Source organism: Anaerolineales bacterium, assembly GCA_016928575.1.
GTDB lineage: Bacteria > Chloroflexota > Anaerolineae > Anaerolineales > RBG-16-64-43 > JAFGKK01.
In genome coordinates this window covers 17,403-27,450 of sequence record JAFGKK010000059.1, presented here as the reverse complement: position 1 = coordinate 27,450, position 10,048 = coordinate 17,403, and the positions used below count along the sequence as shown (strand labels likewise).

Below are 10,048 nucleotides of genomic sequence, written 5' to 3'. Positions count from 1 at the left end.
TACAATCTCGTCGCTGATGATGGAGGGTTGGTATGGGGCGGCCGGATTACACCGGAATCGGTGGCCGAATTGACCGGAATTTGCAGCAGGGAGGATAGGGGATGAGGAGCAATTTGGTTCTATGAAAAAGATGTATTCGAGACTTCTAAAAAAATGTCTTGCTGAGCGTCCGCCCTCGGCGCGGTTTTCGACCGGGGGAGCGAAGCATCTATTCCCGCGTTTCTTGACCCTCCGCTGCGCTCAGGGCAAAGCCTTCGGACGGTCCTACATTCCGATGTTTCGCTCTGCTTTGGGATAGCGATTTTGGATGCCGGATTTGAAATTACTTCAAGCGTTTCCTGACCTTCGCATACTGCGAAAGCAGGTGCACCCACCAGGGCGACAGCCGGCCGAACACCCGCGCCCGGCGGAAGGCTTCGCCCAAGGAGGACCCGTCGTGGAAGGGAGGCAGCTCCAACCCGGCGGCGCCGATCTCGAGGGCGGCGTGCGCGTCGGAGCCGGCGGTGAGAGGAAGCCCGTGCGCGCGGGCGAATTCCGCGGCTTGGCGGTTGTCGGCGGCGAACAGGCAGCGCGCGTTGAATCCCTCGAGCGCGTCGACCAACGGGACGATCCGCGCCAGGGTGATTTCGTTCCATGCGCCGCGCCGGAAGCGGTCGAAGGGATGCGACACGCTCACCGCCGCGCCTTGTTCCCGCAATCGGGCGATGGTCTCCTCCGGCGTCAGCCCGCGCGGAATTTCCTTACGGACGTAGAAACCCAGCAGTTCCCCCTCCGAGGTTTGGATTTCCTCGCCCGGGACGATCAGATCCGGCGCCAACGCCGCGGCTTCCAGCGCGCCGCGGATCGTGTTGTGGTCCGTGACCGCGACCCTGTCCAAACCGGCGCGGCGCGCCGAATCGATCAAGGATTGGATGCCGGTCAGGCCGTCCTTCGAACAGACCGTATGGGTGTGAAAATCCGCGCGCCAAAATCCGCTCATGGGCAAAGCCATCCTTTCAGAGAAGGTTTGCGTTAGGGAGCCGGAAGAGCAACCGGATGCCGAACCGGCTGACCATTGACGACGGACCATGGACAACGTCCGACAATCATGGTTAAACTGGCTGGCCGCGGCCGCCGGAGTCGTTTTGTGTGAGGTCGTCCGCCATAGCCTGCCGTCCGTCGTTCGTTGTCCGCTTCCACAAACGCGGCGTGATCGACCAGGCGGCCAATCCCAGAGCAACCCCAAACCACAGAGTCGCGAGGCGGATCAGCAGGGTGGCCGCGCCGGCCTCGGCGTGATCCGCCGTCGCGGTCAAGAGCAGCAGGGCGGTGATGCTGGCTTCCGCCGCGCCCAGCCCGCCGGGAAGCGCGGACAGGGATCCGGCCAACGTGGAAACGGCCAGCGAGAAAACCGCGCTGGCGAACGTGGCGCCAGACGCCGGAAGCCCCAATCCGATTAGAATCAGAAAAAAGCCGACACCTTCCCCGAGCCAGGACAGAGTCCCGATGCCGACCGCGAAGAGCAAGGGGCCGGGCTGGAGGAGTAGATAGCCGGCCTCGTAAAACTCTCGCAACGGATGAATCCGCTTGCCGACGACCGGGAGCCGCTCCATCCGATCGAGTATGGCGCGCGCCAGCGGTCTAATCTGCGAAAGCGCGATCACCGCCAGCGATCCGGCCAAGACCGCCAGGAAGGCCGGTCCCAGGGAGGGAACGCTGAAGATCCCGAAGGCGGAGAGGATCAGCACCGCCAGGCCGTCGCTGAAGCGCTCCGCCAGCACGACCGGCAATCCGCGCGAGAAGGGAATGCCGCTCCATTCGGAAAGCCACAGCGCCTTAAGCGCTTCGCCGACCTTGCCAGGAGTCACCGCCAGCGGAAAACCGGCGACGAACAGCCGGGCGCTGTCGGCGGGCGGCAGATTCCGGGCGCCGATCCGGCGGATGTAATAGTGCCATTTGACGAACCGCAGAATATAGTTGAACAGCGTGCAGCCCAGCGCCAGCACGAAAAATCCCCAGGGAAAATCCGAGAGGAGTTTTTCCAGTTTGGAAAGGTCGGACCAGAGCGCCAGGGCCGCCGCAACGAGGACGCCCAAACCGAGGCCGATCAGAAGCCGGTTGCGCAATTTATCCATCGGCTATTCCTGGCGGGCGGAGATTCGCCTGCGGCGGAGGCGGCGCGGATCCTCCATCTGTTCCTTCCGGAATTCCAGGGGGGGCGCCGCCGACCAGTAATGCCTTGGTTGGACAAGCATCGATTCAATGAAATTTCCCTTTCCCCCGTTTCCAAAGGCGAAAATCCGTCCGATTTTACCGCAATCGGCATACCGCGTCGGCGGCCTCCGCCGCGGATCGGAAATCGTTGTTATAATCGGGCTCGATCATTGCCCGGTCCAGACATCATGATCCATCCTACGGAGGCGAATCCATGACGCGCTTTTTCTCGTTTGTCGCCGGGTCGGTTCTGGGTGCGGCCGTCGGCGCGGCTTTGGCGCTGCTGTATACCCCCTACTCCGGAGAGGAGTTGCGTGAACTCGCCCGCGAGGCGGCGTATGCCCGGCGCGAGCAGTTGGAGGCGCGCATGCGCGAACTGCAGGATTCGCGCAGGCGGTCCGCGCCGCCGGAAGAGGAAGTGTAAAAAAAGAGGCTGCCCTCGGGCAGCCTCTTTTTTGTTTAGTTTACCCGTTGACGATGATGAATTGGTAGGGAGCCTTCTGCCTGGTATACCGGGCGGTTCCCAAAACCATCAGGTACACTTCCTCGCCTTCCGCCGGCGTGATCCGGTATCCGCCGGACATGCGGTCGTCGAGCGCCATCTCCTCCACGGTTGTGGAATCCCCCGTCCGGACAACGAAAACGCGGTAACTCTGGGGGATGACGTTCTGGATCCGGGCGAATCCGAGGGCTTCCCAGCCGTCAAGCCCGTTCTCGAAATCCGTGGCATATCCGATTTCGGGGATGCGGATATTGTCGACCGCCAAACCTTCCATGTGGAGATTGGCGTCGGTGATATATTCGAATCGGACCAGCACGTTCTTTCCGGCGTAAGCGGAGAGGTCCACCGATTCCTCGACCCATCCCTCACTGGCGCCGGTCCAACCCCATCCGTAGTTGCTTCCCAGGGGGTTGTAATCGGTTCCGTGTTCCGTACGCAGGAGCTGCCAGGTATTCCCGCCGTCGGTGGAGGCTTCCAGGTAGGCGTAATCCCAATCCTCCTCGATGTCGTACCACAGATCGAATTCCAGCGTGGCGGGTTTTCCGGCCGGGAGGTCGAAGGCGCGGGTGAGGATCATGTCGGAGTTGTCGCTGCGGTTCGACCAGGCATAGTATTTCCCCCCGCGGGCCTCGGCCGACAGGACGACGGTTTCCGTCTGCCCGGCGAAATAGATGGTAGAGGGGTCTTGACAGCGGATCTCGTAGTAGTCGAAGCCGAACTGCGAGACCTTCTTGGATTCCTTCTGCGACGGGCAGGTTTTTATGGTGCGGATGTCTCCGAGTTCCGGAGCGGTGGGATAGTCGCGGAAGCCGAAGCGGCCGTCCGCAAAGGAGGCATCCTGCAGGAGCATGGCGGCGCCGAAATCGGCGATCACGTCCTCGGCGGTGAGCAGGCGGGCGCCCGACGGGTCGGATAATTCCAACTGCCGGAAGAGGTCGTCGATCCCGTTCAGGCCGTTCAGGGGATTGCGGACCAGCGCCTTGGTCGCCTCCGAGCCGAAGCGGCCGAGCAAATACTTCATGAACATGAACGAAGCGCCGTAATGCAATCCGGAATCGTTCTCGGTGATGTCGATCCAAGTATTCAATTGCAGGTCGGTGTCGTTGGCGTAGGCCCAATCCCAGCCGCCGGTGGTATACCCGTTCAGGTCAACCGCCAGTTCCGCGAAGCCCTCGTCGACCCAGGAATCCTCGTTCGGATCCCCGTTCTTGTGAATCATGTGCTGAAATTCGTGCGCCAGCACGGCCAGCACGAATTTGTCCCGCAGATCCTCCAACTCGCCGTTGATATAGAACATTTCGTGTTCGTTGGAGAAGGGATGCGCCAAATGCGATACGGAATCCACCGACATGTAGTAGCCGGCGGCGTAGGCGCCCATGCCGCCGGTGTAGAGGATGTAGATATGCACGTCCCCGTCGATGCCGGGAGACCATTCGGGACCGAAGAACTCCCGGTCGGTGGGATAGATCTGCTCTTCGAAAATATCGGTTACGTAACGGATGTCATCGTCGTCGGCTTCGATTTCCTGATCGACCCAAAAATAGACGTGCGGGGTCCCGTAGCGCATGACCGCGGTCCGGATGCTCGTTTCGTTGGTCCCGGAATCCATGACGTAAAAATCTTCTTTCGTTCCGACCGGGACGGGCGGTGCGTTTTCGGTCACCACCCGGGGGATGTTCTTAATTCCCTTCAGCCGCTCCACCTGTTCGACAACATCGCCGGCGGGCGGATCGGCTTCGGCGAGGCTTTGAAGTGTTTCGAATGCCTCGGCGGGGGCGGGGTCTGAAAGCTCAAGCGGATTTCCCGGCAAGGCGGTGGGGGCAGGTCCGGGGTCGGGCGTCCGGGTGTAGCCGGATTGGTCGGTCGCGATCGGAGTCCCTTCCTGTGTGGGCGCAACTGCGACGGACTCGGTGGACGATATTGGGAAGGGCAGCAACCCCAGGATGACGACCGAACTGCCGCCCACGGCGCAACAGCAGATGCAAGCTGCGAGGATCAGCGCGATCGGCAGGAAGACCTTTTTTCCGTTGTCCATGGTTTCTCCTCCTTTTTCTGAATCGGTATACGCAACTTTCATCCGGGAAGCCCGCCGGATGGGACGGACCGCTCGGGCGTCCGCTTCACGGCGGCGTCACTTCCGGCGCCGGGAGGATTCTCTCTTCGGCGGGATCCGGGCGAGGCATTCGATCTCCACGTCCGCGCCCTTGGGCAGGGCGGCGACCTGGACCGTCGTCCGCGCCGGGGGATCCTGGGGGAAAAATTCCGCGTACACGGCGTTCATCCGCGCGAAATCCGCCATGTCGCGGAGGAAGACGGTCGTTTTCAGGACGTCCCGCATCGACCCGCCGGCGGCTTCCAGCAGGCGCGCGCAATGCGAAAGCGCTTGCCGGGTTTCCGCCGCGACGCCGCCGGGGATCCGTTCGCCCGTCGCGGGATCCAAGCCCAATTGGCCGGACGAGAAAAACAAATCCCCGGAAAGGACGGCCGGAGAATACGGGCCGATGGCTTTAGGGGTGTTTTCGGCGGAGAGGATTTTTCTTTCGGCCATGGCTGCCTCCGATGCGCGCTGTTGTGGGCGGTTGCCGTTAAGGATGGGGCAAAGATGTGCGGCGGACGAATTCGAGAGTCCCCCATTCAGCGGGCGTATTATAAAGAAGGCATATGCCCGCGTCAAGCAAACGGCCGCTGGCGCGTGCTATAATCCGATCATCCGGTGGATTATGGACAAAGATTTCTGGCACGACTTGTACCCGACGTCGGAAACCCGGAGGCGGTTGTTCCGCGCCACCATCCTGCGGATCTACCTGCCGATCGGCGTTGCGGCGCTGATCGCGATCGGAATCGGCGCGGCCGCGTTCGCCACCGCGCGCGGAGGTGATCCCGCTCATCCGGCGCAGTTGGCGATCCTCGTTCTGGCCGCCGGCTTGCTCGCCGCGGGGTTCGTCGCCTGGCTGATCATCCTGGAGTCGATCTGGCGGATCGAGAACGTGATGCGGCGTCTGCCGGAATTCACCGGATGGATGCGCCTGCATTTCATCCTCGGCGCCCGGTCCTGGAAGCGCGGGGCGAATACCGTCAAGCGGTCGGCGGACTCGGTATTGCGGTTATTCAGCCAGCGAGCGCACGGCAGCGGATGGGCGCCGCTGCGGCGGCGCTACGGCCGGAGGGCGGATCCGGATGAATAAGCCGCCGGCTTTGCGGGGGAAGGGCAACGCGGGCAATCTGGCTGTCCTAGCGGCGGGCGGGGTGATCGGCGCGCTGGTCGGCGTCGGCGCGGCCTATGTCTTGATGGAAGCGCGCGAATCGCGCTCCCGCGAAACGGGCGCGGACCTGCCGATTCTCTCCTCCGGCGCCGCGGTCCGGCTGGGGGTCCTGCTGTTTGGGCTGCTGCGGCAGATCGGCGATCTCACCCGCGGCAGGTGATTTGCCGCGCGGCCGCCTTTACCCCCGCAACACCCAAAGCACCCAAACCCCGATCATCGCCAGTCCGATCAACAGCTTGACTCCGAACGACAGCCCGCAGCCCGCGAGCGCCGTTCCGGCGGAAGCGGCCGCCTTGCGCCAATCGCGGTGCCGCCGGTACTCGAGCGCCGCCAGCGCCGCCAGCCCAAGCAGGATGCCGGCCAGGGGCGTGAGCAACAGGGATCCAAAGACCAGGAGCATGCCGCCGAGTAGCATCGAACCCAGGGACGTGCCGGCGGATTTCAATCCCAGGCCGGTGATCCAAATATCGGAAGACAGTCCGGCGAGGAGCAGCAGCGTGATGACCCCCATCGCTAGCGCGCCTCCCCAAGTGAATCCGTTCAGGATGCCGTAGCCGAGGGCGGCCAGCCAGATCAGCTCGATGCCGGGCAGGAGGGGCAGAAGGACCCCGGCCAATCCGAGGAGCATGAGAAAAACAACGACGCTGAGCAGCATCCACTCCGTCATGCCATCTCCGGGAAAGGATTTTTTGGGGGGCGGGATACACTTCCGGCGGAATGGTCTGGGACCGGAAAAATTATATCGTACCCCCGGGCAGCGACTCCACCCATCTCCGCACCCTAGTCTACGGCCTGCGGGCCGGAGCGTTGCCGGACCGGGAAGATCCTCCCGGGCGGGAAACCGGCAGAGCGGAGGAATCCGCGGGATCGACACCGGAGCATTCGACCGCTGATGGCCCTTGAATCCGTCCTGCGCTCCCTGCGCGCCGATCCGCATCTCGCGCCGAACATCACAGTGTGGGAGCGGATTCCGCCGCGCGAAACGGACCTCGTCCCGCTGCCGGAAGGGCTGCGGCCTGAAATACTCTCGGGCTTGCGCCGCGGCGGGATCGAACGGCTGTACGCGCACCAGGCCGCCGCGCTGGAAGCCGCCGGACGGGGAGAGCACGTGGTGCTTGCCACCGGGACCGCCTCCGGCAAGACGCTGGCCTACAATCTACCCATCCTCCAGCGCCGGCTGTCTGAACCGGATTCGACGGCGATGTATCTGTTTCCCACCAAGGCGCTGGCGCGGGATCAGGCGGCGGAACTCGCGCGCTGGGAGGAGGTCCTCGCGGCCGGCGGGATGGGCATCCGCCTCTACGACGGCGACACGCCGCAATCGCGGCGCGGCGAATACCGGCGCAGTGCGCGATTCCTGGTGACGAATCCGGACATGCTCCACCTGGCCATCCTGCCGCACCACACCCGCTGGGCGGAGTTCCTCTCCCGCCTGCGGTACGTGGTGCTGGACGAGGTGCATGTCTACCGCGGGGTTTTCGGCTCGCACATGGCGAACGTGCTGCGCCGGCTGGGGCGGATCTGCTCCTTCTATCAACCCGCCGGACCCGGGCCGCAGTTTTTTATGACCTCGGCCACGATCGCCAACCCGCGCGAACTGGCCGAGCGCTTGATCGATTCGCCGGCGACGCTGATCGACCGGGACGGATCGCCGCGGGCGGAGAGGCACCTGATCCTCTACAATCCGCCGCTGGCGGATCCGGCGCTCGGCCTACGCCGATCCTACCTGCGCGAAACGCAGGAATTGGCCCTGCGGCTGCTGCAAGCCGGCGTGCAGACCGCGGTCTTCGCCCGCACCCGGCGGTCGGTGGAACTGCTGCTCGGCGCGCTGCGGGATCGGGCCTCCGCGGCGGGGCTGGATCCGAAATCCATCCGCGGATACCGCGCCGGGTACCTTTCCGAGGAACGGCGCGAAATCGAGGCCGGATTGCGCGCGGGGACGGTGCGCTGCGTTGTGGCGACCAGCGCGCTGGAGCTCGGGGTGGATATCGGCTCGCTCGGCGCGGCGGTGATCGCGGGGTACCCGGGCACGGTGGCTTCGTTCTGGCAGCGGGCGGGCCGCGCGGGGCGGCGCGATTCAGAATCACTGGCCGTATTGGTGGCCGCGTCCGATCCGCTCGACCAATTTCTGATAGGCCATCCGGAATTCCTGCTCGGCCGTTCGCCCGAACATGCACGGATTAATCCCGACAATCTCGCCATTCTCGCCGGCCACCTGCGCTGTTCGGCCTTCGAAATGCCGTTCGCCTCTGGCGAGCGGTTCGGTGCCGCCGATGCGGGGCCGATCCTGGAGGCGATGGCCGAGGAGGGCGAACTGCACCGGGCCGCGAACGGCGAGGTTTCCTGGGTGGGCGAGGCGTATCCCGCGGCGGAGATCAGCCTGCGGACCGCCGGGGCCGACCGGGTGATGGTGCAGGAGATCCGCGACGGACATCCGCGCCTGATCGGCGAGGTGGACCGCGCGGCGGCCCCCGCCTGGGTGCACGCCGGCGCGATCTACCTGCACGAAGGGCGGACGTACTTCATCGAATCGCTGGATTGGCGGGCGGGGACGGCCGCGGCGCGTCCGATCGAAGCGGACTACTACACCGAAACCTCGCAGGACGTCGAGTTGGAGGTGCTCGCCGTGCGCGACGCGTCGGAAGGCGGCGTGCTGCGGCGGGCCTGGGGCGAGGTGCACATCACCGCGCGCACGGCCGCCTTCCGCAAGGTCCGGCGGGCGACGGGCGAGACGGTCGGGCACGGGGAGATCGACCTGCCCCCGAACGAGTTTCAGACGGCCGGCTGCTGGCTGTGGGCCGCGCCGGATGCGTTGGCGGCCTTCGAGGGGGAAGCGCGCGAATTCCTGGCGCTGATCGGGCCGAACAACTACGGCCCTTCCTGGACCGAGGCGCGCCGCGCCGCCCGCGCACGCGACGAATTCCGCTGCGCGCGCTGCGGGGCACCGGAATCCCTGCGCCGCGAGCACGACGTCCATCACCTCGTCCCGTTCCGTTCGTTCGGCTATGTTCCCGGCCAGAACGAGAACCACAAGCTTGCGAACGCGGTGGAGAACCTGGTCACGCTGTGCCCCGCCTGCCACCAGCGAGTCGAAGCCCAGCAAGGGACTCACACCGCCCTCGGCGGGCTGGCCCACGCGCTGCACAACCTCGCCCCGCTGATCCTGATGTGCGATTCGCGCGACATCGGCTGTTCGGCCGAACTGCGCGGAAAGGAAACCGGCGCGCCGACGGTGACCTTCTTCGACAACGCGGCGGAAGGCCTCGGACTTTCCGAGGAGCTGTACGATGCCCTGCCGCGCCTGCTCGCCTCGGCGGCGGACCTGATCCGCGATTGCCCCTGCGCCGCCGGCTGTCCGGCGTGCGTCGGACCGGTCGCCCCGGGCGCAGGCCCGGTAAAAGCGGCGGCCCAGCGCTTGGCGGAGATCCTGGCGGGTGGAAAAGCCGGATAATGGGGTCCTCCGGAATTCGCACATTCCACCGCAATCAAATATTGGTGAAGAAAATGGAAGGCGGCGACTTGAAAACGAGGGGCAGAACCCAAGAACCCGCTCCGCCGTGGCTGCCGGCGACCTGGGAGGCGAACCTCGCCGCCTCGGTCATCCTGGTTGGGATGATTCTGACGTCCGTAGTCCTGGCCGTGTGGTTCGATTTCACCGTGGTGATGGTCGTCGGGCGGTCGCTGGTGATTCTTCCCGGCTTGGTTTAGGCGGTGGTGCGGAGGTTCCCCTTGCGGGAAACGTTTGGTGTGCGTCTGATCTCCGCCGGCGCGTGCCTGAGGAGCATCCTGGTGGGATTTGCCTGCTGGACGATTTGTGCGGCGGCGGCCGTCCTGTTGGAGAAGCCGCTCCGGCGATCCCGATGCCTTCGGATGCCTGGCAACCCGCCGCTTACGCCCCGGCCTGCGTCATCGTCGCGCCGCTGATGGAAGAACCGGTCTGCCGCGGCTTCATTCTACGCGCCTGGATGCGGCGGGGCGTCTTGGCAGGCGTTCTGCTTCCGGGTTTGCCGTTCGGATTGGTTCACTCGCAGATCGCCGGGTTGCTGCCGCCGGCCTTTCCGGGAATCGTGCTGGGCGTGCCGGTGTAACG

11 protein-coding genes are annotated in these 10,048 nt (G+C 64.8%); 6 read left to right on the top strand and 5 right to left on the bottom strand.

The features are described from left to right. Nucleotides 1-322: 322 nt before the first annotated feature. Nucleotides 323-979 (bottom strand): PHP domain-containing protein, encoded by a 657-nt coding sequence (locus JW929_07750; protein MBN1439285.1) that lies wholly within the window; start codon nt 977-979, stop codon nt 323-325. A 112-nt stretch (nt 980-1,091) separates the two neighbouring features. After that, entirely contained in the window at nt 1,092-2,114 is a 1,023-nt protein-coding gene (locus JW929_07745) for a flippase-like domain-containing protein (protein MBN1439284.1), read from the bottom strand. Between the two features lie 293 nt (nt 2,115-2,407). On the opposite strand from JW929_07745, the gene JW929_07740 reads away from it, so the two are divergent. Then, the gene (locus JW929_07740; protein MBN1439283.1) at nt 2,408-2,617 is read left to right on the top strand and encodes a YtxH domain-containing protein; all 210 of its coding nucleotides are present in this window, start codon (nt 2,408-2,410) and stop codon (nt 2,615-2,617) included. Between the two features lie 40 nt (nt 2,618-2,657). On the opposite strand, the gene JW929_07735 is transcribed toward JW929_07740, so the two are convergent. Next, nucleotides 2,658-4,730: an immune inhibitor A gene (locus tag JW929_07735; protein MBN1439282.1), complete on the bottom strand. Its 2,073-nt coding sequence runs from the start codon at nt 4,728-4,730 to the stop codon at nt 2,658-2,660. Nucleotides 4,731-4,826: 96 nt separating this feature from the next. Next, nucleotides 4,827-5,243 (bottom strand): RidA family protein, encoded by a 417-nt coding sequence (locus tag JW929_07730; GenBank protein ID MBN1439281.1) that lies wholly within the window; start codon nt 5,241-5,243, stop codon nt 4,827-4,829. Between the two features lie 172 nt (nt 5,244-5,415). Between JW929_07730 and JW929_07725 the strand changes: the two genes are divergently transcribed. Both JW929_07725 and JW929_07720 read left to right on the top strand, forming a co-directional pair. Next, entirely contained in the window at nt 5,416-5,880 is a 465-nt protein-coding gene (locus JW929_07725; protein ID MBN1439280.1) for a hypothetical protein, read from the top strand. Beyond that, nucleotides 5,873-6,118 carry a hypothetical protein gene (locus tag JW929_07720; protein MBN1439279.1) on the top strand — a complete coding sequence of 82 codons (246 nt, stop codon included), beginning with the start codon at nt 5,873-5,875 and terminating at the stop codon, nt 6,116-6,118. Before JW929_07725 ends, JW929_07720 begins: the two co-directional genes overlap by 8 nt. An 18-nt stretch (nt 6,119-6,136) precedes the next feature. Here JW929_07720 and JW929_07715 read toward each other — a convergent pair whose 3' ends face one another. Then, nucleotides 6,137-6,625 carry a DUF456 domain-containing protein gene (locus JW929_07715; GenBank protein MBN1439278.1) on the bottom strand — a complete coding sequence of 163 codons (489 nt, stop codon included), beginning with the start codon at nt 6,623-6,625 and terminating at the stop codon, nt 6,137-6,139. 225 nt (nt 6,626-6,850) lie between these two features. Here JW929_07715 and JW929_07710 point away from each other — a divergent pair, with 225 nt between their 5' ends. The 3 genes from JW929_07710 (at nt 6,851) to JW929_07700 (ending at nt 10,046) form a co-directional block, all read left to right on the top strand. After that, nucleotides 6,851-9,409 (top strand): DEAD/DEAH box helicase, encoded by a 2,559-nt coding sequence (locus JW929_07710; protein MBN1439277.1) that lies wholly within the window; start codon nt 6,851-6,853, stop codon nt 9,407-9,409. Between the two features lie 68 nt (nt 9,410-9,477). After that, nucleotides 9,478-9,666: a hypothetical protein gene (locus tag JW929_07705; protein MBN1439276.1), complete on the top strand. Its 189-nt coding sequence runs from the start codon at nt 9,478-9,480 to the stop codon at nt 9,664-9,666. 152 nt (nt 9,667-9,818) lie between these two features. Further along, nucleotides 9,819-10,046, top strand: coding sequence for a CPBP family intramembrane metalloprotease (locus JW929_07700; protein ID MBN1439275.1), 228 nt, complete (start codon nt 9,819-9,821; stop codon nt 10,044-10,046). Nucleotides 10,047-10,048: the final 2 nt, after the last annotated feature.